Origin of the sequence: Acetobacter fabarum (genome assembly GCF_011516925.1) — a bacterium.
GTDB lineage: Bacteria > Pseudomonadota > Alphaproteobacteria > Acetobacterales > Acetobacteraceae > Acetobacter > Acetobacter fabarum.
Window position 1 is genome coordinate 151,618 of record NZ_WOTG01000004.1, and the last position, 22,225, is coordinate 173,842.

The 22,225-nt window shown below is 57.5% G+C and carries 19 protein-coding genes; 4 read left to right on the top strand and 15 right to left on the bottom strand.

What is annotated here, in order from left to right; genetic code table 11:
• Positions 1-122 precede the first annotated feature (122 nt).
• The gene (locus GOB83_RS07635) at positions 123-2,759 is read left to right on the top strand and encodes a tetratricopeptide repeat protein (protein WP_179290154.1); all 2,637 of its coding nucleotides are present in this window, start codon (positions 123-125) and stop codon (positions 2,757-2,759) included.
• A 67-nt stretch (positions 2,760-2,826) separates the two neighbouring features.
• Here the strand turns inward: GOB83_RS07635 and GOB83_RS07640 are convergent, their stop codons facing one another.
• Complete coding sequence (locus tag GOB83_RS07640; protein ID WP_165925679.1) at positions 2,827-3,630, bottom strand: A24 family peptidase; 804 nt, start codon at positions 3,628-3,630, stop codon at positions 2,827-2,829.
• 222 nt (positions 3,631-3,852) lie between these two features.
• Between GOB83_RS07640 and GOB83_RS07645 the strand changes: the two genes are divergently transcribed.
• The 3 genes from GOB83_RS07645 to GOB83_RS07655 all read left to right on the top strand — a co-directional run bounded on the left by GOB83_RS07645 (position 3,853) and on the right by GOB83_RS07655 (position 5,994).
• Positions 3,853-4,269: a flagellar basal body rod protein FlgB gene (locus GOB83_RS07645; RefSeq protein ID WP_086647007.1), complete on the top strand. Its 417-nt coding sequence runs from the start codon at positions 3,853-3,855 to the stop codon at positions 4,267-4,269.
• Positions 4,270-4,284: 15 nt separating this feature from the next.
• Positions 4,285-4,692, top strand: a complete 408-nt coding sequence (gene flgC / locus GOB83_RS07650; protein ID WP_086647008.1) for a flagellar basal body rod protein FlgC — start codon at positions 4,285-4,287, stop codon at positions 4,690-4,692.
• Between the two features lie 108 nt (positions 4,693-4,800).
• A complete protein-coding gene (locus tag GOB83_RS07655; protein WP_165925680.1) occupies positions 4,801-5,994 on the top strand; it encodes an ATP-grasp domain-containing protein in 1,194 nt (397 codons plus the stop codon).
• A 320-nt stretch (positions 5,995-6,314) separates the two neighbouring features.
• Here GOB83_RS07655 and GOB83_RS07660 read toward each other — a convergent pair whose 3' ends face one another.
• The 14 genes from GOB83_RS07660 to GOB83_RS07725 all read right to left on the bottom strand — a co-directional run bounded on the left by GOB83_RS07660 (position 6,315) and on the right by GOB83_RS07725 (position 22,224).
• On the bottom strand, positions 6,315-7,289 hold the full coding sequence (locus GOB83_RS07660) for a flagellin (protein WP_086647010.1): 975 nt from the start codon (positions 7,287-7,289) through the stop codon (positions 6,315-6,317).
• Between the two features lie 299 nt (positions 7,290-7,588).
• Positions 7,589-8,254: a DUF6468 domain-containing protein gene (locus GOB83_RS07665; protein ID WP_086647011.1), complete on the bottom strand. Its 666-nt coding sequence runs from the start codon at positions 8,252-8,254 to the stop codon at positions 7,589-7,591.
• The gene (gene fliM / locus GOB83_RS07670; protein WP_242005777.1) at positions 8,251-9,642 is read right to left on the bottom strand and encodes a flagellar motor switch protein FliM; all 1,392 of its coding nucleotides are present in this window, start codon (positions 9,640-9,642) and stop codon (positions 8,251-8,253) included. Before fliM ends, GOB83_RS07665 begins: the two co-directional genes overlap by 4 nt.
• 63 nt (positions 9,643-9,705) lie before the next feature.
• Positions 9,706-10,218, bottom strand: coding sequence for a flagellar basal body-associated FliL family protein (locus GOB83_RS07675; protein ID WP_086647012.1), 513 nt, complete (start codon positions 10,216-10,218; stop codon positions 9,706-9,708).
• 156 nt (positions 10,219-10,374) lie between these two features.
• Positions 10,375-12,042 carry a DUF4422 domain-containing protein gene (locus tag GOB83_RS07680; RefSeq protein WP_165925681.1) on the bottom strand — a complete coding sequence of 556 codons (1,668 nt, stop codon included), beginning with the start codon at positions 12,040-12,042 and terminating at the stop codon, positions 10,375-10,377.
• A 65-nt stretch (positions 12,043-12,107) separates the two neighbouring features.
• Positions 12,108-13,127, bottom strand: a complete 1,020-nt coding sequence (galE, locus tag GOB83_RS07685) for a UDP-glucose 4-epimerase GalE (protein ID WP_165925682.1) — start codon at positions 13,125-13,127, stop codon at positions 12,108-12,110.
• A 126-nt stretch (positions 13,128-13,253) separates the two neighbouring features.
• Positions 13,254-13,526: a hypothetical protein gene (locus GOB83_RS07690; RefSeq protein WP_165925683.1), complete on the bottom strand. Its 273-nt coding sequence runs from the start codon at positions 13,524-13,526 to the stop codon at positions 13,254-13,256.
• 71 nt (positions 13,527-13,597) lie between these two features.
• Positions 13,598-15,727: a glycosyltransferase gene (locus GOB83_RS07695; protein WP_165925684.1), complete on the bottom strand. Its 2,130-nt coding sequence runs from the start codon at positions 15,725-15,727 to the stop codon at positions 13,598-13,600.
• A 166-nt stretch (positions 15,728-15,893) separates the two neighbouring features.
• Positions 15,894-17,447: a glycosyltransferase gene (locus tag GOB83_RS07700; RefSeq protein WP_165925685.1), complete on the bottom strand. Its 1,554-nt coding sequence runs from the start codon at positions 17,445-17,447 to the stop codon at positions 15,894-15,896.
• Positions 17,448-17,724: 277 nt separating this feature from the next.
• A complete protein-coding gene (locus GOB83_RS07705) occupies positions 17,725-18,444 on the bottom strand; it encodes a glycosyltransferase family 25 protein (protein WP_095350013.1) in 720 nt (239 codons plus the stop codon).
• 114 nt (positions 18,445-18,558) lie between these two features.
• Positions 18,559-19,728 (bottom strand): UDP-galactopyranose mutase, encoded by a 1,170-nt coding sequence (glf, locus tag GOB83_RS07710; protein ID WP_095350014.1) that lies wholly within the window; start codon positions 19,726-19,728, stop codon positions 18,559-18,561.
• A 159-nt stretch (positions 19,729-19,887) separates the two neighbouring features.
• On the bottom strand, positions 19,888-20,484 hold the full coding sequence (locus tag GOB83_RS07715) for a PqiC family protein (RefSeq protein WP_095350015.1): 597 nt from the start codon (positions 20,482-20,484) through the stop codon (positions 19,888-19,890).
• Positions 20,481-21,437: an MlaD family protein gene (locus GOB83_RS07720; protein WP_086647021.1), complete on the bottom strand. Its 957-nt coding sequence runs from the start codon at positions 21,435-21,437 to the stop codon at positions 20,481-20,483. Before GOB83_RS07720 ends, GOB83_RS07715 begins: the two co-directional genes overlap by 4 nt.
• Positions 21,430-22,224: an ABC transporter ATP-binding protein gene (locus tag GOB83_RS07725; protein WP_086647022.1), complete on the bottom strand. Its 795-nt coding sequence runs from the start codon at positions 22,222-22,224 to the stop codon at positions 21,430-21,432. Before GOB83_RS07725 ends, GOB83_RS07720 begins: the two co-directional genes overlap by 8 nt.
• Position 22,225: the final 1 nt, after the last annotated feature.

Below are 22,225 nucleotides of genomic sequence, written 5' to 3' on the forward strand. Positions count from 1 at the left end.
GCGGGCCGGTCAGCCACAGTTCTTCTGCACCCGCTACCATATGTGCAGAAGAGTCCCGCCCCACGGCAGGGCCATTGATCGTTCAGGATTAACCAGACGTGTATTTTAGCAGATCCGTTTGCATGAGACGCTGCCTTCTTCCCCTTGCCCTGCTTCTGTCCTGCTCCGCCATGACAACCGTGGCCGATGCGGCGCGGCGCACCCACGCGCCCCGCACCACTCAGGCGGTGCCCCCAAAGGGCAAAGGGCTTAACGCGGCAACGGCTGCAACCGCTGCCGCAGCAGCAGGCGCGGCCGCCACGGCTGGTGCCGCTGCTGCAACACCCGCCACCCCGGCCGACCCTGGCACCGCAGCAGATGCCGACCTGCTTAAAGGCCTGCCAGCACCGTGGAAAGCCACAGTGCTGGACGTGCCACTGCCCCCGCCAGCCCCCGCGCCGCAAACAGCAGGCAAGGGGCGTAAGCCGGGGCAAAAAGCAGGGCAGCCCGGTGGTTCCGGCTCCAGCGTTGCCGGGGGTGGTGGCTCCATTAACGTGCCCGCCACATCCACCAGCCGCGTGCTTATTCCCATATCCCCGCGCATGGGGCTGGCCGCCTTCCGCAGTGGCGACAGCTTTGTGATTGTGGTGGATAATGCTGAACCCATGGATACCAGCGCCCTGCACGGGGACGGTGTTTTTTCTACCCTGACCGTTACAACCCTGCCGGGTGCAACCCTGTTGCAGATCAAACTGCCCGACACGCGCGAGTTCTTTTTGTCCCAGCAGGCAGAAGGCTGGATACTGGGGGACAAGCCCCCGCCGGGTAATGTTTATGGCGACCGGCGCGTGATCAACCCGATTGTGGCAGATGGGGGGATTCTCTACCCCATGCGCAAGCCCGGCCGGGTGCTCAGCATTACGGACCCCGCATCCGGGCAGAAGCTGTTTGTTGGTACCTCCACCACGGATGACGGGGGGATTCTCTCCTTCCGTCATGGGGATGGGTATGACATCTGGCCCACGACCGAGGGCGTGGTTGTGGCCGCCAACTCGCCCGATGTGGGGCTACGCGCAACGCCTGAAGGCGCGTTGTTGACATCGGGTGAAAGCCCGCTCCCCGACAGCAAGGTGGCCGTGTACGCCAACACGGTTGATCTGGACTGGCTGGGCCTGCAAAAACTGCCCAATGAGCAGCTGGAAGCCCGCCTGCACAAAGCCCTGCTGGCCGCAGCCGATTCCGACCCCGCCCAGCGCTTTGCCGCCCGGCTGGAGGAAGCTCGCGCGGCCTTTGGCGTTGGTGCTTTTCTGGAAGCCCGCGGAATCCTGACCGTCGCGTTGGAAGATGACCCCGAAGAGGCCGTGCGGCCGGAGGTCAGCTTTCTGCTCGCTGCATCCGAACTGCTGAGCGGCAACATGGATGGCGCGTTCCTGCTTGAAGGCCCATGGCCCGATAACGAACAGCGTGCCACGCAGCTCTGGCGCGGTCTTTACCTTGCCTCCAAGGGTGGGCACGAGGCCGAGGCCGCCCACCTGCTGGCGCGCGACTTTACCCGGCTGGATAATTACCCCACCAGTGTACGCAGCGTGCTGCTGCCTTTTGCCGCCGAGCAGGTTGGCCGTTACGGCACGGCAGAGGACCTGAGCGTGCTGGACAAGCTGCCCGCAGGGTCCGTTTACAAGCTGGCCTCTGCCTTCCGCGACCTGCGTACGGGCAAGCGCACGCAGGCGTATGATGCGTTTAATGCGCTCTCGGTTGATCCGGACCCCGTGGTGGCGGAAAAGGCTCTGGAGCAGAAAATCTCGCTCGACATGTCCGATGGCAAGCTGACCCCGGTTGCCGCCGCGGAAATGTTTAACGGCCTTATGCCCGATGCCCGCCTTGCCGGGCGCGAGGCCACAGTGCGGCTGTTGCAGGCCGATGCCTACATGCGTGCGCGCAAATGGCCCGAAGCACTGGCCACGCTGGATATGGTCAAGGACACGCCCGAGCAGGTGTCCGAGCCTGTTCTGTCGCCCATGCTGTTCCAGACCCTTGCCGCTGTGGCCTCCGAAGTGGTCAAGGATACGGACCGCGATTCCATTCTGCATGGTGCGGCCATGCTGCGCGCCCACCTGTCTGCCCTGCAACCGGGCACCAAAAAGGGCGAAATCCTGATGGCTTACGGCAAGATGCTGCTGGGCCTTGGGCTGGCGGATGAGGCGCAGGAAGCGTTCTCCGATGCCGTGCCCATGCTGGATTCGCCCGAGCTCAAGGCACTGGCCGGGCAGGGGCTGGCTGAATCCTACATTGCACTCAAGGACCTTGCGAGCGCGACCGACGTGCTCCAGCGCACGGACAGCCCCGACCTGCCGGATGACATGAAGGCCTCGCGCCGCCGCCTGCAGGCCCGCATTACGCTGGCCAAAGGCGACCAGACCGCCGCACTGGGCCTGCTGAACGGGGATAGTTTTTCCGACTCGCTGGATATGGCCGCCCGTATTCATGAAAGCCGGGGCGAATGGCCTGCCGCCGTAGCCAATGTGCGCAAAATGGCCGAGGCAGAGATTCCGCCCCAAGGCCCGCTGAGTGCTGCCCAGCAGACACTCGCCCTGCGTCTGGCCTCCGATGCGTCTCAGGCGTCGGATGCGCAGACGCTGGCATGGCTCGCCCAGCTGGTAGGGGACCGGAGCATGGATGGTGAGAGCGGGCGTGTCTTCCGCCTGCTGACACAGGTCGGGGGGCCAAAACCCGGTGCCGCCACGGCCGCCAAGCCCGCTACGGCGGCTGCCAAACCCTGATCTGCCAGTGTTTGCCCCGGCCTGTATGGTTGGGGTTTGCTGCTTACGGGTGTTCTGCCCCGCCGTGTTAACCGCCCAGCAGAAACTGCACCCAGTGGGGCAGGGCGGGGCTGTTGCGGAGCAAAAACACCATCAGTAGCCCCACGGCGCAGGGCAAGGCTGTGGGGTAGCGCCACACAGGCCGCGTGGCGGAGCAGACTGCTGCCTGCACCATGGGGGCACGCGTGCTGCGCCGCACTCCGCGCACGGCCCAGAGCCCAGCCCCAGCAAGCAGCAGAAAAGCCCAGAACCCACCCAGCCCTACCCATGCCCCGCATGCGCCAAACAACAGCACATCGGCCGCGGACATAAAATTACCCCGCCGGGTAATGGACAGGCCAAACAGGCCAGCCCCCCCCAGCACCCAGCCTGCACAGGCCCCCCCAATGGCGCTGCCCGCATAACCCAGAGCAGCCCCTGCCAGCAGGCCGCATAACAGCATGGGCATGAGTATGGCGTTGGGTAGCCAGCCTTCGCGCCGGTCAAACTGTACCAGCAGGTTGGCAAGGTGGAGGGCCACTGCGTAAGCCAGCGTGACGGAGGGAGGGGTATAAATCAGCAGGGTGAGCGAGCAGGCCGCCACCAGCAGGCACCCAGCTACCAGTTCATGCTGCTGTTGTGGGGGTGGTGCCTCCACATGGGGGCGCACGCCCGCTGCTACAGGGAGCCAGCGCAGCGCAAGCGCGCAAACCCGGACGGAAAGAGGGAACAGCAGGGCAATGCACATACCGGCAAGGGCTGCGGGTGCGGTGCGCGCCAGCAGGCTCCACGCCAGCATGGCCAGTGTTGCCCCGGCCTGAATGGTTGCATCGGTCATTCTGGGTGTGCGCATGCTCTGCTCGCTCTGGCAAAGGCGTGGTGTGCCGTACGGACCATGCCATAACGCCGTGCCGGGCGTCTGTCATGGGGCATTGGGTGGGGCTGGAAGGGAGGAGGCCAATAAATCTGTGGCAATCGGGGGGAAGGAACGCTATTTATGGTTGAACTGCCGTGAGCAGAGGAGGTCCAACCTACCCCTACGGCACCGCACAAACACAAGGGAGCTGGCATTTTCATGCTGGAGGCACTGTCATCCCAGACCGCGCTGACCCATAGCGGGACTGACCTGTTTTCATTGGCAGAGCGGCGCTTGCAGTGGCTGGAGTCGCGCCAGTCCGTTCTGGCAGGCAACGTAGCCAACGCCAATACACCGGGTTACGTCTCCAAGGATGTGGCACCGTTTGCAGGCGTGTTGCAGAACCAGATGACCATGGCCATGGTGCAGACCGAGCCGGGGCATATGGCCGGGCCGGGTAATACCGCCCTTGCGCGCAAAACCACGGGCGGCAACACATCCATTGATGGTAACGAGGTCCGGCTGGAAGATGAGCTGGGCAAAATAGCCGATACCAACGACCAGCAGCGCTTTGCCACCACGGTTTACACCCGTTACATGGGCATGTTCTCCACCGCGCTGGGCACCAGTTCGTAAGGACGGAAGCAGCAGATGGACTTTACCAATACAATTGGCATTTCCGCCGATGGCATGCGCACACAGGCTGAACGCCTGCGCGTGTCGGCCGAAAACCTTGCCAACAAGGATACAACCGGCTCCACCCCCGGTGCGGACCCATACCGCCGCAAAACCATTACCTTCCAGACAACGCTGGACCAGGCCACGGGCGCATCCAGCGTTAAGGTCAAGTCCATCGGGCAGGACCACACGCCGTTTGAAACACGCTACGACCCCTCCCACCCTGCGGCAGATGCCAAAGGGTACGTGAAGGTGCCGAACGTGAACACCATGGTCGAGATTATGGACACGCATGACGCCCAGCATTCGTACGAAGCGAATCTGAACACCATGCAGATCACCCGCTCCATGCTGACGCGCACCATCAATCTGATGAAATAAAGTCGGTCAGTAGAATATTTGAGTGTTTTGTCTATTCCAGTGCTTTGCACTTCTATGGTCTGTGGCACTTTGTATTGGTTCTGCCCCCGGCTGTAGCCGAGTATAAACATGAACGCTTTTGGTTTGTCCCCGCTCCTGCGGCAGTCCCTGCATGGGCAGGATATTACGCATTACCGGACTGAACTGCTCCAAAAGGCCGCGCAGGCTCCAACGGCGCAAACACTGCTCGATCTGGCGCTGGTCATGCAGTTGACCTTTGAGCCAGAGCAGGCCGAGGCGTTCTTGACCGAAGCACTCAAGGTGCAGCAGGTTTTTAACCTCGCGCATGCAGGGCGGGATGCTTTGCGCCTGCTGGTGGTTAAAACCCCCGGAGACCTGACCGCCAACACCCCCATAGAATGTATTCTGGAAAATGCACCCGTTCACATGGATGTGGTGTATGTTGGCCCCGGTCTGGCATGGCCGCAGACACTCCCCCCGCATGACCTCGTGTTTGTTGCGGTTGGGGAGGGGGACACCCATACCCCCGTATTGGAGCAACTGGCACAGGTGCTGGCACACAGCCCGGTGCCGGTGCTGAACAAGCCCCAGTATATTCCCCAGCTCTCCCGCTCTGCGGCGTTTGACCTGCTGCACACTGTGCCGGGTTTGCACATGGCACAGACATACCGGGTCGAGCGCGCCACACTGGAGCGGTTAAGCGCCGGGCATACTACGCTGGAATCTCTGGGCCTTAATCTGGCCTACCCGTTTATTGTGCGCCCCCTTGGGCTGCATGGCGGCATTGGCCTGAGCCGGATAGACCAGCCGCAGGCCCTTGCCGCCTATCTGGCGGATATTGGGGCAGAGCTGTTTTTTGTCGCCAATTTTGTCAACTACGCATCGGACGACCAGCTTTACCGCAAATACCGCGTGGTGATGGTGGAGGGTCAAGCCTATCTGGCACATATGGGTATTTCCACCCACTGGATGGTGCATTACCCCTACAGGGAAATGAAAGAGTTTGCCGCCCGCCGTGGGGAGGAAGCCCACGCCATGCTCCACTTTGATCAGGAGTTTGGCCAGCGGCATGCTGTGGCCCTGAACGGTATTTATGATGCGGTCAAGCTGGACTATTTTGGCTTTGACTGTGCCGAAACCAGAGATGGCAAACTGCTGGTGTTTGAACTGTCCAACGCGCTGATCATTCATGCCTGTGATGATCAGGCCGTTTTCCCCTACAAAATTCCCCAGATGCACAAAATCTTTTCGGCATTTTATGCCATGCTGCGCAACACGGTGGCGGTGCAGACAGCCCCCTGATGCGCTGGCTGGGGAGGCGTGGCCCATAACCGGGCCTGCCGCCCGGCCCACTTTGCTGCCTTGGGCAGATAATCCAGAAAATACACCCCATGCACGCGTGATAGCGCACCGTCTGCTCTGGCAGGGGGAATTGCGTGTTTTGGGTGGGAAGTGGAAGGCCCGTGGCCACCAAGGGGGCGGGTGTTTCCGTGCGCCGTAGGGGAGGGGCAGGCTGGCCTGCGTACTTACGGGTTAGCCCAAGGACCAGTGCGTTGTGGTCCGGGCAAAAAAATACCCCCGGCTTTCGCCGAGGGCACTTTTCGTCAACTGTATCAGTAGGATTACTGGAACAGGGACAGGATGTTCTGGGACTGGCCGTTGGCGATCGAGAGGGACTTGATTGCCAGGGACTGCTTGGTCTGCAGGGAGGTCAGCTTTGCGCTTTCTGCGGACATGTCAGCATCGGTCAGGGCGCCAACGCCGGTCGTCAGGTTGTCAGAAACCGTCTGGCCGAAGGTGGTCATGTTGGCGATGTTCTTGGTGTTCTGACCCAGTTCAGAGGTCACGTTCGTCATAGCCGTGATGGCTTTCTGAACGGCTGCAATGGCTTTCGTCAGGTCGAAGGAGCCAGATGCGCCACCCCAAGAAGCAGCAAGGCTGCCATCGGTGGTGAGGAAGCCGTTGGCGGTTGCCAGGCCGTTGGTGTCAACGCCGGTGGACAGACCCAGAGCTTCGGACAGGGACGCGGTGGAACCCGTGCCGGTCACGCCGCTCACGCCGTTGATGATGTTGAACAGGTTGCTGATGGTAGCCGTGCTGCCCTGCAGACCGGTTACGTAAACAACGCTTGCAGCCGTGATGCCGTTGAAGGAACCCGTGGTGGATGCGCTAGCGGAGCTGACCAGCAGGTTCACGCCGTTGGTGGTGGCGTTGGTTGCAATGGTGTCGATCTGCTTCAGGTAACCCGTGATTTCGGTGTTGATCTGAGCGAGGGAGGTGGAGCTACCTTCGTTGCTGCCGATCGTGGTCACAGCAGCCTGAACTTCAGCCAGAACGGAAAGGATCTGGTTGGCGGCGCTGTTGGTGGAGCTGACAACGGTGGAAGCGAAGGACAGGCCGTCGTTCACTGCGCCCTGACCGGCAATGTTGCCGTTCATCTGCGAAGCAATACCGAAAGCAGCCGGGCTGTCAGAAGCGTTAGCAACTTTTTTGCCGGTGGAAACTGCGTTTTCGGTGGCGCTCAGCTGGGTCTGGGTCGCGTTCAGCGTTTCCAGAGCAACCATTGCAGAGGTGTTGGTGTTAATAGAAAGGCTCACGTTGTGATCTCCATTTCGAGTGGGCTTAGTGCCCGTGTTCAAGGATGAATAAACCCCCGAACGGCTAAGAGAAGGTTAACGCGATCATTTTTTTTTGAGGGGTGGGTAAAAAAAAATCCACCACCGGGCCAGAACATGGTCACAAAAAGCAGATGGTGGCGGAAGGAGTGGCAGTTATCCGCCATTTTTTGCTTATTCTCCACAAGGCATAAAAAAAGCCTCCGCCCATTAAAGGGAGGAGGCTTTGGCTGGAATCGGATGGAACTTTCTGCCGGAACGTTAATATCGGCCCTTAAACGTTAAGCACTTTCACGCTCGGGCGGGGTGCTCTGGCCCTTGCCAAGGGCGCGCAGGTAAGGGCGCTCTTTGGTCAGGGTTGCGGGCATGGGCATGTCCAGCGTGTCTGCAAACTGGGTGGGGGCTGGCTGGTCCGGCGTTGTGGATGACTGCTGCTCCACCGCCTTGGCTATGGCACTTTGCGCAGCCGTTGCACTCTCCAGCGCCGACTGCACAAGTTCCTGCGCGGTCTGCTGGGCTGTCTGGCTGGCTTGTTGCAGCTTTTCCAGAGTTTCCTCTATGGCCAGCCGTGCGGTTTCGGCCTGTTCGATCAGGCTTTCCATCCGCCGCTCCTGCGAGGGCACCTGTGTCAGCACCGAATCCAGCCGGTCGGCTACCGAATCGGCCTTGGTGGCCATGTCGTCCAGCTCGCTGCCGGTAACCTTGGCCTGTTCGATCATGCGGCTCAGGGGGCGGCCGCTGACCTCCCCTGCCACGCGCAGCTTGTCCACGCCTTCTTCGGCCTGGTTAACGCTGTTTTCAAGCTTGTCCACCAGTTCCAACAGGCTGGTCCGGTCGCGCTTGAGGTTGCCCAGTACCCGCCCGAGGTAAAAACTGTAGATAATACCAAGGAACAGAAAGACGGAGAGCGTGATCTCAATGATCATCTGGATCTGTGTGAACATCATTCAGGAGATCCTCCAGTCTGATCCGGTGTGGGGTTTGCTGCGGGTGGGTGGGGTGGCTGCGGGGGCACGCCAAGGGGCGGTGGTAGGTGGTGCTCTTCCGGCGGGACCAGCCTGCGCTGGATCTTGACCGCGTTCTTGTTGCCCAGCTTGCCCAGACGGCCATCAAACAGTGGGGTTTGCCCGCATTGCAGGCGGATGGGGAAGGGCGCGCCCTGCTTGTGCGGGAAGGTCATGAGCGAGCCGATCTTGAGGTTCAGTACCTCGGAGAGTGGGACGATCTTTTCATCAAACACGGCAGAAACCTGGGCATCTGTTTCCAGAATCTCGGAAAACAGGTGGTCTTCCCAGATGGAGTCGCGGCCAAATTTCTCGCCCATGAACTGCTGCGAAAGCTGGTCGCGCACCGGTTCCAGCGTGGCGTAGGGAATGATCAGGTCCATGTTGCCGGTGCGGTCCTCCATATCAATATGGAGTTTGGCCAGCACCACAGCGTTGGAAGCGCGGGCAATGGCGGCAAACCGGGAGCTGACTTCCAGCCGCTCAAACGTAAGGTCCACATTGCAGACCGGGTTGAACGCAATGGACAGGTCGTTGAGCGTGAGGGTGATCAGCTTTTCAATCAGCGCGCGTTCAATGGCGGTGTGGGGGCGTGTTTCCACACCTGCATGCCCAACGCCGCGCGGCCCACCCATAAGAATGTCGATAATGGAGTAGGACATGGCCGAGTCCACAACCACCAGACCGTAGTTGTCCCACTGTACGGCCTTGAACACTGCAAACATGGAGGAGGAGGGAACCGCCCCCATGTAGTCCCCAAAACGCAGGGAGCGAATGCCCTCGATCGTTATTTCAACGTTATCATTGGTGAAGTTACGCAAGGTGGCGGAGAGGATGCGCACAAGCCGGTCAAAGACAATTTCCAGCATGGGCAGGCGTTCATAGGCCACGAACCCGGCCTTGATAACGCGCTCCATGCCGGTTTCTTCCGGCTCTTCAAACCCGCCAAAGGTGTGGCCGAGCAGATTGTCGATTTCCGACTGGTCCAGCAGGTGGCTGCCAAACGGGTCTTCCTCGGGGGTGGCTTCATGCTCGCCCTGTTCACCCTGTTCCGCGTGGGCGTCCTGCGCATCATGGGCGGTGGCATCGTCCTGCGCATGGGCGTCTGCCGTGCCGGGTTCTGGCGCGGGGTCCGTGTGCTCAGCCGTTGTGTCGGCTGGGGCATCGGGTGTGTGATCCTCGGGTGCGGCACCACTTTCAGGCGCACTGGCCTGGGTGGCCTGCTCCTGTGCGGGGTCGTGCGCCTCCTCCGTATGCGGGGCGTCCGGTGCGGCGTCTGCTTCGGGTTCGTGGTTCCCGGGCCCTGATGCTGTGTCGTCTACATCCTGCATGTGGTCTGTCGCTACGGTTCCTGAGGGGTGTCGGTTTGAGCGGGTGTCAGAAGCCGGAGAGCTTTACTGGACAAGGAATTCAACAAGATACAGGTTTGTCACCTGCAGGGGGGCAAGCTGTGCGCGCAGGCGGCGCAGAATGGATTCGCGCAGCCTGTAAATGCCGTTCCCCCGAATATCCTGCGGCCGGGTTTCGTGCAGGTAGGTCTGGAACACGTCCTGAATTTCCGCAATCCGGTCCTGCAATGCGGCCTCGTTAGGCACACCGCTGATTTCCACCTTGGCGGTCAGCTTGACATAAACCGGGTGACCACCGGATGTGTCGAGGTTGGAAACCATGGGCGGAATACCCAGCAGCACCGGCGGATGCATGGCGGCCTCGGCCTTGCTGCCCACGTTCTGTTTGAGCTTGGATGTGAAGATTTTGTCCTTTTCCCAGAACACCCCACCGCCAATAAGGAGAACAAGACCGGCAGCGCCCGCCATCATCAGTTTCCGCTTGGACTTGGGGGCGTCTGCTCTGGGAACTGCTGCGGCAGCATCTGCTTCTCTTGCGCCGGTTACAGTCTCGCTCATGTCTGGTGGGCTCCGGAATGGTTAATCAGTCACACTGTTATCAGTTTAACTGCTGGCGCGCACCTACTCAATGGTGGAGAGGGGCGTATTGCATGGCTGTGTGTATTGCGTGCAGGGGCCGCGGTGGCAAGCGGGCGGGCCGCAGGTAGGGGTGCCTTAGCCCCCGGCCTGCTCCCGCAGTCTGGCCTGATAGATAAAATACAACTCCTTGAGCGGGTGCTCACACGACGCAACCCAGGGTTTGGCCTCGCCCGTAAAGTGGACAATTGCCGGGTTGGTGGCGGCATCATCCTGCTCCTGATCGGTATAGGCGACATCCTGCTCATTATGGCTATACAGGCGCCCCCCCGCGTTCCAGCGCAGGGGCAGGATATGAATATCGTCCCTGAAGGCAATATTGATGATGTCCTGATCCTGCAGGGTGATGCTTTTGATGTTTTTTACAAAGGATTCCAGATAAAGGAATTTGAGGTTCCCGTATTTTTCTCTGGCAGCGGCAAGGTCAATAACAAGAATACCGGCATTGATGTAGTTGGTGTTGTAATTGCGCCCAAATAGCTTGCGCGAATGGGTTATGCCGCCTTCATCCATGCACCCGCCAAGGATTTTCCCCTTGAGGTCCATGTTCCACAAGAGCGTTATGTCGTCACAGAAAATCGTATCCAGATCAACATAGATCAGGCGCTTCAGCTCTGCTGGCAGCACCTCATGCATGATCAGCCTGTAATAGGTGTTGCGGCTGATATGCTGCCTGTTATGGGGCAGAAAATTGGAAAAACTGTCTGCACTGACATCATAAAAACTGAACTTTGAACCAGGGAATGTCTGCTGTGTCCTGTGGATGTTGGCCGGGCTGAGCCTCTGGTCGTGCAGGACATGAAAATGGATGTGGCTGCCATTTTGGGTGTTGCTGAGCAGGGAGTACAGCGCGACAAGAGCATGCTCTGCGTAATTGTCATCAAACGAGATGGCAATATGTATGGTGCTGCCATACGCAATGGGGGTTTTTGCAGGCTCCGGGTTACAGATGGCCGCATTGATGCTGTACTGTTTGGCAAATTTTGGAACAATAATTTCCCCAGCCTGAAAAAACGCTTCTTTGTTCCCATGCATGAAATGCTTCATTAAAAAAACATTGCTGAGGAAAGCATAGAGAAACCTGAACACTTTTTTCTGGTACGGAGAGCGACCGGAAGTGTCGATGACTTTTTCAAACGCAAACAGAACTGAAAAAACAAAGGTGCAGTATTCATCAAATACATCACGTTTCATGAGGATATTTTCATCATGAAATCTTGTGTCTATGTGTGCGGTAATCAGTGCTGTTTCGTAATACGCGGCAAACTCGTTTTTGATCAGTGTGAGCAGCAGATCAAGGTCCTGCTGGTCATGTTCAAAACCGTAGTTTTCATAAAATGTCTGAATATCGGATGCTGCGGAAGGGGGGTGAATTTTGGTAATGGGGGCGGTCAAAAACCTATGCTGGGAACAGCGCTCTTCGATATTCTGTGAACAGAAATCAATAAAATCCATCTGCTTGTTCAGCAGAGAAATCTGCTGGCGGCCATGCTCGGAAAAATTCAGGTAGGATTTTTCAGTATTCAGGCCCACATAGTCGTGGCGTGTGTTTTTCCATATCCAGTACAGGGCGGTCAGTTCGCCCCAGTCCCTGTTTCTGGCAGAAATATTGTCGCCGGTATCATCCCCGATCATGCCTGCAAATTTTGTATCGGCAATGGAGCAGCCACCCTGAATGGGCTCAAAATAACGGTTTTTATTTATATTCGCATCAGCATGATGATAAACATAAATCCGGATATCCATTATTTAAATCCTGCCCAATTCTTTATGATCATTTGCAAACCACCCTGCGGCGGCGGATGTGTGTGTCAGGCCTGCTGCCTGATCTTGGCGCTCATGGATTGCCAGTGCCAGGAATCCCGGCACATATCGAGCAGGGTGCGTTTGGCAGACCAGCCGAACATGGTTCTGGCCAGAGCCGGGTTTGCGTAGCAGGTAGGGGCATCGCCGGGGCGGCGTGGGCCAATCTGGTAGGGAATGTTGATCCCGGTTGCGTTTTCAAACGCATGAACCAGCTCAAGCACAGAATACCCTGTGCCGGTGCCAAGATTAACGGCGTGGGTGCCCTCGGTGCCAAGGGCTTTTTCCACTGCGGCGCAATGGGCTTCGGCCAGATCCATGACGTGCAGGTAGTCGCGCACACCTGTGCCATCTGGCGTTGGGTAATCATAGCCAAAAATGGTCAGATGGTCGCGTTGTCTGGCGGCAACCTGGCACAGATAAGGCATCAGGTTAGCGGGAACGCCCCGTGGGTCCTCCCCGATCAGGCCAGAAGGATGCGCGCCTACCGGGTTGAAGTACCGCAGCAAAAACGCGGAGGACAGCATACCCGTGCGCACGAGGTCGCTGATCATATCCTCCATGATCAGCTTTGTACGCCCGTAAATGTTGGTGGCGTGCAGGGGGGCACTTTCTGCTATGGGGCAGTGTTCTGGCGCGCCATAAACCGTTGCGGAAGACGAAAAAACAATGCGCCCCACGCCTGCATGCCGCATGGCGGTGAGCAGTTTTAATGTTCCTGCAACATTCACATCAAAATAGTGCAGGGGGTTTTCTTCACTTTCCCCCACGGCCTTGAGTGCGGCAAAATGAATGACGGCATCATAGGGTTCTGCGGCAAAAACCCGCTGCATGGCGTCCATGTCGCGGATGTCCACGTCATGCACGGGGTAGTCCACCCCTGTAATTTCCTTGAGCCGGGCAGGGACCGAGCGGGAGGCGTTGGAAAAATTATCCAGCAGCACAACATCGTGCCCACGGCCCTGAAGTGCCACCGCAGTATGGGAGCCAATAAATCCGGCGCCACCAGTCAGAAGAATACGTGCCACGAGCTCACTTCGCCATAAAAGGACTAGAAGGCTGGATTATACTCAGCATTGCTGCCCAAGCCAATCATTGGATGCAAGGGGGCCGGTGGTGGCGCAGGCAGGCTGTGGCGCGTGCCCGGTTGTGACTTACCGGGCTTTGAGCATGGCAACCGTGCGGGCCAGATCATCCCGTTCTTTTTGCAGGTCCAGATAGCCTTTGCGGAAGGCATCAATCTTGCCATGAATGGCGTTAACCTGCTCCTGCAGGACGGCATGGGCCTGCTCGGTTGCGCGCAGTTTCTGCAAGGCCAGAAGATGCTGCTTCTGTAGCTCTGCAAAATTGTTTTTCAGTCTTTTTTCATTGTACAAAAGGAACTCTACGGAGTGTTCCTGCTTGTCGTCCTGCGTGTTGGCTGTCATGGCTCTGTTGCCTCTGTCTGGTAAAGTTTGCTGGTTTTAAAAAGTAGTTCGGATGTGGCGGGCTGCAGGTATCAACCCTGTGGGCTTTCCCCGAAAAGGGCTTCGATATTTCTGGTGTATTGTTCCGGCCCGTGCTGGCGTTCCAGCTTGTTCAGGGCGTTCAAGGCTACTTGCACGCGCTGCTCGGGGTTGCACAGCAGCTCATTCAGGGCATGGGCGTAGGCGGTTATCAGGTCTTCATCTGTCAGGGTTGTGGAGGGGATAAGTTTGCCGGTGACGTCGTTTTCAATCACTTCATCAATCCCGCCCACGGCAGGCGCAACAATGGGCAGCCCTACAGACATGGCCTCCAGCAGCACGTTGGGGAGGCCGTCAAAACCGCTGGTGTAAAGGAAGCACGCATACCCCTGAGACGCGACCTTGATAAAATCGGAGAAGGGGCCTTTGTAACTGATATTGGGGAGTGCCTCGAACACCTGCGTGTCAAAATGCCCCAGAACGTTAATGCCGTACACATCAATCTGGGCCTGTGGGTAGAGTGCATGCAGGAGTTTGGAAATGGGCACCAGCAGTTCCGGCTTTTTTTCCGCGTCCAGTCGGCTGGCCCACAGGATGCGGGTCTGGGGCTGGCTGTTGCTGGCCTGTATGGCCTGGGGGGATGTATGGCTGGGCTGGCGTGCGTAAAGCAGCTTCCACTTCTGGTGCTTTGTGCCAACGTAGTAAAAATCGTTGTTAATGATGTTTTTGTTGTCAGAGAGCAGGAAGTCCACATCATCCAGAAGGGGCACTGCCGTGGTAAAGAAGTTCCTGTAGATGGGAAAATAGTCGGAGCCTGATTTTTCATCAGAAAATCTGTAGAATATTTTTTTGTTGTTTTTAAAAATCTTAAGGAACATCTGCGTAAAGCCATAAGCAAATGGGCTTGGCTTGATGTGAATACGCGCCCCGTCTGCGCAGTTCTGGATCAGTTTGAGCACAATCAGGTTGCGTTCATGCCCGTTCAGGTTCGGGGCCAGTGCGGGCATGTCCACAATGGTTATATGCTTGGGCAGGCGTTCCAGGTCTGTCAGCGTGGATGGTTTTTCGCCTGTAATAATCAGGGTTCTGGTCTGGGGGTTCAGGGCCTCCAGCGTTTTGATGATTTCAAAAATATACTTTTCCGCACCACCAACAGACAGGAAGGGCAGAAGCAGGACATCTGTAAATGTCCTGTCCTGAATAATTTCACACGCCTCGTAATACGCAACGCCTATGGCGGGGTTCATGGCATCCAGTGAGGAAATAAAGGCGTTGTCTGTTAGCACATAGGGGTCAATCAACGGCTCTATTTTATTGGCGGCACAAAGCAGACCCCAGAAGACCGGGTCGCTCAAAGCCCCAATCCGCTTGAAGCCAAAGGTTTTCAGCAACTCTTTGCCCTGTGTTTTCCACAGCGGATATTTGTCTTTGCTGACACGTAGAAAATTGGGGGGCTCAAACAGGATGCACGGTGCAATCTGCCCCGGTGAACTGCTTGCCGCCTGAACGGAAAGGCTGCTGGCCCGCCGCCTGTAAAAAAAGATGGTGTCCGGGGTCGGGCGGATTGTGCAGCCCAGCGCCAGCGCTGTGGCATTGAAGTGCCAGTCCTCATACGCCAGACCGGAGGCGAGGGAATGGTCCACAAACTGCACGTTATCATACAGACTGCGCTGGAACATGATGCAGGACAGGTAAGGGTGTGTGCCAACAAATGGCAAGGGGGAGGTGGCGTCACTGTCCGGGTATTCGATAATGTGGTTCTGAGTGCCAAACGAGAACAGATACTGGCAGACCCTGACAGCCAATTTTCCGCCCTGCATCACATCGGCATAAAGGGCCGCCAGCGCGTTGAAGGAAATCAGGTCGTCCGCATCATGCAGTAGCACGCAGGTGCCGCTGGCGGCTTCAATGCCCGAATTGCGCGACAGGCCGAGCGAGCGGTGCGTAACATGCAGGCATGTTACGGGGCACAGGTCGTGCAGGCTGTTGTTATGGAAAACGGTTTCGGTTTCTTGGTCGCTGGAATCAAAAACGGCAATCAGCTCGCAGCTCAGGCCGGAGAGCTGTGCGTGACGCACGCAGCTTTCGAGGTTAATAAGCGTGCGTGCGAGAAAATTGGCTTCTTTATGGATATTGAGAACGATAGAAATATCCGGTTTGGAAATATTTTTTTCCTGAATCATGCTCACCATTCCCAATGACCCCATTTAGTATGGGGGTTTTATAATACATTCGGGAAGTCCAGAATATAAAAATATCAAGGAAATATGTGTGTATTGCCGCGCATGTGGCGGGCCGTTACGGGATAAGACTGTAACGTGCTTATCCCGTTTTGTGTTGTGGCGCTGTTTATGCTTTTTGCAGGAGGTTCAGAACATTGATTCCGGGCTGGAAAATGGTCTGGAAGCCGTTTTCCACATAAATGGATTTGGCATACTCCATCAGCACATCCTTCCGGTAGGCGGAAACATCGTTCCCGAACTGCAGGAGAAAATACTGGTCGTTAAGCGTGGCAACCAGTTCCTGTATGTTGCCCGGTTCCATGCATTGAATTTCAAAATGCATGACCATGGGGCGGCAGTTATGGGCAAAAATGTCGTCAATAATAATTTTATCCATTCCCTCGGCATCAATAATGAGCACATCAGGGGGAACCGCATTGGAGATAGCCAGAAGCTCATCAAAGCCGACAACATCAACTTCAATTTTTTCAATGCATGTATGGATTTTTCTGGTCGTCTGTTCGTCCGTTCCGCCCAGTCCACCAATGGCATTCTTGTCATTGTAAACGGAGGAGATGCCAAGAACCCAGCCCGGCAGACCTGCTTCCTTGACCTTTTGCGGGTTTATGGCGTTCAGGGTGAGTTTTTGCTTGTCCAGACTATAGGCGCGCTGGATGATATTGGTGTTTGTATTGTTTTTGTAATTTTCGGCCAGAAACGCAAACATATAGGGGTTGGGCTCCAGGAGGAGCGCATGCGGGTTGGCGTTGATCATGACATTGCGGATCGGGTCCACCAGAACGCCATCTGCCGCACCAATCTGCCAGATTACCTTGTCGGGGTGGTTTTTGAAAATCCAGTGTAGAACTTTAGATATTTCAAAAAGTTTTGCGTCACTGTCATTGAAGTTAACATTCTGTTCAATGGCCATGACAGATGTCAGGGTCTGTTCCCTGTGCCTGTGAATGCCATGAATGATGTTCTTCAGCTCATCAATGCCGTCCAGCATGTCTGCCAGTTTACGGGCTTCTTCAATATCCCCTGATTTGATGAGGGCGATTATTCTTTCCTTTTTTACCTCGGGGGAGAGCCATCCCCCGCCCCACACATGAATCCCGTAGGTGGAATCAAGGTTTTTGGCAAAAATGGAGGAGAACGGCTGATTGTACTGGTAGGGGTAAAACGCAGCGGTTGGCAGGCGCTTGTGGGGGTGTTTTTTCAGATAACGGCCGAACAGGTGCGGGCCTGTTGTAATGTTGGGTTTTGTTTCGTCTATATCCGTGTGAATAATATGCTGGATCAGGTCATGGAAAAGGGCATGGCCGGGAGGGGCCGCAATAAAGCCGATGGAGCAGTATTCTTCAGAACCATCTTCATTACAGATGGTAAGCTGCTTTGTTATGTCTTCAAGATCCATATGGTTATAGGGCATCATGTCGCAGTCGATATAGATGCCGCCGTGCTGGTAAAGGATCTCGTACCGCGCAAGGTCCGCCCGGGATACGGGGCTGGAAAAGCTTTTCAGTTTTTCATGGGAAATGGTGAGTTTTTCCAGATCCTTGTCGGTCCATGTAATAAACTCGCATGACGGATGCTGGCGCTGCCATGCCTGCCAGAAGGCTTCATACGCATGGGGGATTTTCTTGTCCCCGAACCATATTCTATGAAATTTTTGTTTCATGTATATCATCCTGTCTATACTATTTTCATTCTTATATACGCAAAATCACGGCTTGAAAATTTTTTACAATGGTTAACTATAAAAAATAAAACTACAAAATATACGTTTAAAAATAAATATCAGGGTATTTGTCTGTATTTATGTAGGCACAAAAACGCGCAACCCCCCGCCAGAACAGGGCAATACAGATTGTTCTACAAAGGCAGTGTTGCCAATGTGCGCGCCGTGTATTGCATGCCCTGTTCTGGGCTGGCTGGCCCGGCTGTTGGGGAGCGTTTTACTTGTTCAGGCTCTGGGCTACGTCGTTATCTGTCAGGCAAAGCGGGGGCAGGGTGGTGTAGGCCTTGAGGTCCCGGTAATGGATGTTCATCAGGTGATCAACGGATGTGCTGGTCAGCAGGCGGCCAAGCCCGACATAAGGCACCTCGACCGATTTGAACGGCAGGCAGCGCTCAAGCAGGCGGGTGGCCCCACGGGGGGATATGGCATAGCCGCATATGCCAAAGGTCTGTGTCAGCCTGAACGGGCTGGAGGAGACATCCATGTTCAGGAAGTCGGGAATACCCTGCCGCACGGTGTCCTGGTTAAAAATGGCAACGCACTGCGTAATGCCGGGCAGGAGTTCAAACTCCAGAATACTGTCGTAGTTGTTGCCCCACAGGATAATGTCCCAGTCATGGGGCAGGGTCGCAATAATCCGGTCGCTTTCGCTTTCAAAGTTGCGGCACAGAAAAGCGTCATCTTCAAAAATATGCGCAGGCTGACCACTCTGCGCCACCTTGGCCCAGAGTTTGACATGCGTCAGCCCCGACCCGATGGCTCCAGCCGTAAAGCCACAGTTCGGCTCCATCAGCCCTTTGCTGATAATGGTGTCCCGGTCCAGCGTCTTGCCGTCCATGCCGGGCATCCATTCCAGGTCCTTGATGTGGGCATTGGCTTTTAAAAACCGCTCCGTCCGCTGTGGAGTTCTTTCGAGGCTGATGAAATACTTGTGCATCTGTGGTCCTGAGCAAAGGCCATAAAACAAAGCGGGCATGGCGCGGTTAATGCCCGCATTCTGCCAGCATAGCCTGTAATTGCAACCCGGTTTGGGCTGTGGCCCTGCCCCTGTTCAGGGCTGGGGGGCAAAAAAGGCGGGCAGGGCCTGCGCGCCATTACTGGCAAGGATGCTTTCAATCTGCTCGCAGGCCAGAAGGGCCTCGTGGATGGTGACGTCCATATCCAGATAGCGGTAGGTGCCCAGCCGCCCGAGGAAGGAAACACCCGTGCTGGCGCGGGCAAGCTCCTCATACTTTTGCAGCAGGGGCTGCTCGCCGGTCAGGCGTATGGGGTAGTAGGGGGTGTCGGCTGCCTGTGCGGCTCTGCTGTATTCGCGGAAGCAGACGCTCTGCTCAAACTGTGCCTGTTCCCATGGGGCAAAATGCTTGTGCTCGGCAATGCGGGTGTAGGGCACGTCCGCATCGCAATAGTTCATGACCGCCGTGCCCTGATAATCAGGTTCGGGGCTGACAAAGCGCTCAAAATCCAGCGTCCTGTATTCCAGCCGTCCAAGGCGGAAGCCAAAGTAGCGGTCCAGCGGGCCGGTGTAGAACACGTGGTCAAAGGTTTCGGGCATATCCTCGAACGCAGCACCCAGACGGATGTCTATGCGCTGTGCAAACTCGGCCAGAATGTTGCGCACAATGGCCGTGTACCCGGCTTCTGGCATGCCCTGATAAGGGTGGTTGAAGTAGTTGTCGTCGTAATTGAAGCGCAGCGGCAGGCGTTTGAGAATGGAGGCGGGCAGGGTATCTGGCTCGCAGCCCCACTGCTTGCGGGTATAGCCTTCAAAAAAAGTCTCATACAGCTCCGGGCCGACCATGCTTAAGGCCTGCTCACGGAAGGTGCGGGGGTTGGTTATGGAGCGGTCTGCCTTGCTGGCAATAAAGGCGCGAGCCTGCGCGGGGCCAAATGTGGTTCGGAACATCTGGTTGATGGTTGCAAGGTTGATGGGCAGGCTGAACACCTGCCCCCGTGCTATGGCCCGGACCCGGTTGATATAGGGGCGGAACTGGCCAAAGCGCTGCACATAGGCCCACACGCGCTCGTTGGCTGTATGGAAAATATGGGGACCATAACGGTGGACCATAATGCCGGTCTGCCCGTCACGCTCGGTGTGGCAGTTGCCACCCAGATGCGTGCGTTCGTCCACCACAACCACCCTGTGGCCCAGACTGGCAAGGTGCCGGGCAACCACGGCGCCGCTAAACCCGGCCCCAACCACGCAGAATGTCCTAGCCACCTTGGTCTGTTCCCCTCATGCCCGTCTGGATCAATGCGGGGGCACTTTACCGTCCTTTTGGCCCGGTGCCACGGTGCCGGTGCAAAAAACGGTAAAAAGTAACCTGCCTGCCCCATTTGGTGTGGGGCAGGGCGGGGTAAGGTTTAAGGCATGCGGGCCTTAGTGCGCGGGGGGAATGGTTGCGTTAACCCGCTCGGCCAGCCGGATAACCAGCCCACGCATAAGGGAGGCGACCTCGGCCGCGGAGCCAACATCCCCTGTGGCAACAAGGTGGGTGCGCTCGCGCGTGAGCGGCAGGTTGGGGTCACGCGGTAGCACGGCCCATGTGGCATCCAGCGTGGCCACGCCGTTTGTGTCCACATCAAAGCGCGAAATATCAATCTGCACGCGCATGGTGGCTACATCGGCCAGCGGCTGGTCGGTAATCAGTTCGGATGGGCGTTTGTTGGACAGCACATTGGTCAGCAGGTCGGTCACGCCAAGGGACAGGCGCGTGGCCCAGCGCGCACGCGCACTGCGCAGGATTTCCTCGCCCTGACGGGTAATGATGTCCTGCGAGTCCAGATAATCGGGCAGGATCACGCGGCTGATGGCAATGGTGGCCGCGCGGGAGGAAAGGTGCGGCTCGCCTATATTGGCGTCCGATGGCACGCCCAGCGTGTACAGCCGCAGCGGGGGAGACGCGCAGCCAGCAAGGGACAGGAGCGAGCAGCAGGCCATAACGGCAAGCAGCGTACGGCGTGGCGCGGGGGTCATGGGCGGCGTCCCATCAGCAGGAGTTGCGGGTTGCGTTCAATATCGGACGAGAAGCCGCGCAAGGATGCGGCAGAGGCAGCAATATCGCGCAGGGCCGCGTCCAGGTTGGCGCGGTCGATCGAGCGGGGGGAGAGTATATCCTGCAACGAGCCCAGCGTTTTGGTGGCAGAGGCCAGTGTGGCGTGCAGGTCCGCCCCGCGGGCGTTAAGCTGGGTGTTCCCCGTTTCCATCAGCTGGTCCATTTTGCTCAGGGTCACGTCCAGCTTGGCTTGCAGGTTTTTTATGGCCTCGGTCGTGGTTTTCAGCGTCTCGTGCGAGAGGTCTGTGGTCTGTTTGGCGCTCAGCAGCAGGGGGGGCAGGTCACGGTTCAGGCTGTCGCTCAGCTGGGTGACGGAGAGCAGGGCGGCATCCGCATGGTGGCTGATTTCCTTTATGGGAATCTGGCCCAGCGAATCCTTCAGCTTTTCCACGGCCGACATGCGGACGGGAATTTCGGGCAGGCTGGTAATGCGCGGGTGCAGCACGGGCGGCACCGAGCGGTCAAAGTCCAGCTCAATATTGGATTGCCCGGTGACAAAGCTGAGCAGGTTCAGCTCCGCACGCAGGCCAATGCCGATAAGTTCCTGAATGCTCACCTTGTCCCCGCCGGGTACATCCTTGACCACGTGAATCTGGTCTGGCTCCAGCGTCAGCACCACGGGAATGTAGGCTTTGTGGTCGGCCGGGTCAAAGCGCAGGGTAATGCTTTTGACCGTGCCAACCTTGACCCCACGGAAGTTGACCGGCGCGCCAACGGACAGCCCGGTAATGGAGTTCTGGAACACCACCGCCGCCTCGCGCGAGGGGGAGAGGAAGCTCATATGCCCAAAGGCCATGACAATGAACAGGGCCAGAAAGCCGCCCAACAGCACGAAGGCCCCGATAACGGTTTTGCGGTTTGTGCTCTCAGACATGCTGGTTAGCCTTTGTCTCATCAGTCGGGGGGATGGTGGAGGAGCGGTTCATGAATGCCATGACTTCGGGAATGGTGCTGTGGTCGCGCAGGTCCCGCGGGGAGCCGTGGGCTATGGGCCGGTGGGTGCGCGCGTCCAGAAAAATGCCATCATCGGCAATGGCAAACAGGCTGGGCAGTTCGTGGCTGACAATTACAATGGTTGCGCCCAGCCCGTCGCGCAGGGTCAGGATCAGGTCATCCAGCCGGGCGGAGGTAATGGGGTCCAGCCCTGCGGAGGGTTCATCAAAAAACAGAATATCGGGGTCCAGCGCTATGGCGCGTGCAAGGCCTGCGCGTTTGCGCATGCCGCCCGAAATCTCGGATGGGAACAGGTCTATCGCCTGTTCCATGCCCACAAGCCCGAGCTTGAGCTCCACCAGCTTGCGCACCACATCGGGCGGCTGGGCGGTAAACATTTCCATGGGCAGGGCCACGTTCTCGCCCACGGTCATGGAGCTCCACAGCGCGCCGGACTGGAACAGAACGCCAAAGCGGTGGTTGATCTGGGTCCGGCGGTGTTCGTCCTGTGCCCAGTAATCCTCCCCACCAACCAGAATCCGCCCGGTGGTGGGGGGGAGCAGCCCGATCAGGCTTTTGAGCAGGGTGCTCTTGCCGCAGCCCGAGCCCCCCATCACGGCAAAAATGGAACCACGCTTGAGGTCGAACGAGACGTTCTGCTGGATAATCTTGGGGCCAAAGGACAGTTCCACGTCCCGCACGGAAATAAGGGTATCGCTCTCGGCCATT

What these genes read in the sequence shown, in the direction of transcription:
- GOB83_RS07655 (WP_165925680.1), top strand. Translation starts at nt 4,801, where the DNA reads ATGAACGCTTTTGGTTTGTCCCCGCTCCTGCGGCAGTCCCTGCATGGG.
- GOB83_RS07635 (WP_179290154.1), top strand. Translation starts at nt 123, where the DNA reads ATGAGACGCTGCCTTCTTCCCCTTGCCCTGCTTCTGTCCTGCTCCGCC.
- GOB83_RS07640 (WP_165925679.1), bottom strand. Translation starts at nt 3,630, where the DNA reads ATGCGCACACCCAGAATGACCGATGCAACCATTCAGGCCGGGGCAACA.
- GOB83_RS07705 (WP_095350013.1), bottom strand. Translation starts at nt 18,444, where the DNA reads ATGCACAAGTATTTCATCAGCCTCGAAAGAACTCCACAGCGGACGGAG.
- fliM (WP_242005777.1), bottom strand. Translation starts at nt 9,642, where the DNA reads ATGCAGGATGTAGACGACACAGCATCAGGGCCCGGGAACCACGAACCC.
- flgC (WP_086647008.1), top strand. Translation starts at nt 4,285, where the DNA reads ATGGACTTTACCAATACAATTGGCATTTCCGCCGATGGCATGCGCACA.
- GOB83_RS07715 (WP_095350015.1), bottom strand. Translation starts at nt 20,484, where the DNA reads ATGACCCCCGCGCCACGCCGTACGCTGCTTGCCGTTATGGCCTGCTGC.
- GOB83_RS07645 (WP_086647007.1), top strand. Translation starts at nt 3,853, where the DNA reads ATGCTGGAGGCACTGTCATCCCAGACCGCGCTGACCCATAGCGGGACT.
- GOB83_RS07720 (WP_086647021.1), bottom strand. Translation starts at nt 21,437, where the DNA reads ATGTCTGAGAGCACAAACCGCAAAACCGTTATCGGGGCCTTCGTGCTG.
- GOB83_RS07680 (WP_165925681.1), bottom strand. Translation starts at nt 12,042, where the DNA reads ATGGATATCCGGATTTATGTTTATCATCATGCTGATGCGAATATAAAT.
- GOB83_RS07675 (WP_086647012.1), bottom strand. Translation starts at nt 10,218, where the DNA reads ATGAGCGAGACTGTAACCGGCGCAAGAGAAGCAGATGCTGCCGCAGCA.
- GOB83_RS07695 (WP_165925684.1), bottom strand. Translation starts at nt 15,727, where the DNA reads ATGATTCAGGAAAAAAATATTTCCAAACCGGATATTTCTATCGTTCTC.
- GOB83_RS07690 (WP_165925683.1), bottom strand. Translation starts at nt 13,526, where the DNA reads ATGACAGCCAACACGCAGGACGACAAGCAGGAACACTCCGTAGAGTTC.
- GOB83_RS07700 (WP_165925685.1), bottom strand. Translation starts at nt 17,447, where the DNA reads ATGAAACAAAAATTTCATAGAATATGGTTCGGGGACAAGAAAATCCCC.
- GOB83_RS07725 (WP_086647022.1), bottom strand. Translation starts at nt 22,224, where the DNA reads ATGGCCGAGAGCGATACCCTTATTTCCGTGCGGGACGTGGAACTGTCC.
- GOB83_RS07665 (WP_086647011.1), bottom strand. Translation starts at nt 8,254, where the DNA reads ATGATGTTCACACAGATCCAGATGATCATTGAGATCACGCTCTCCGTC.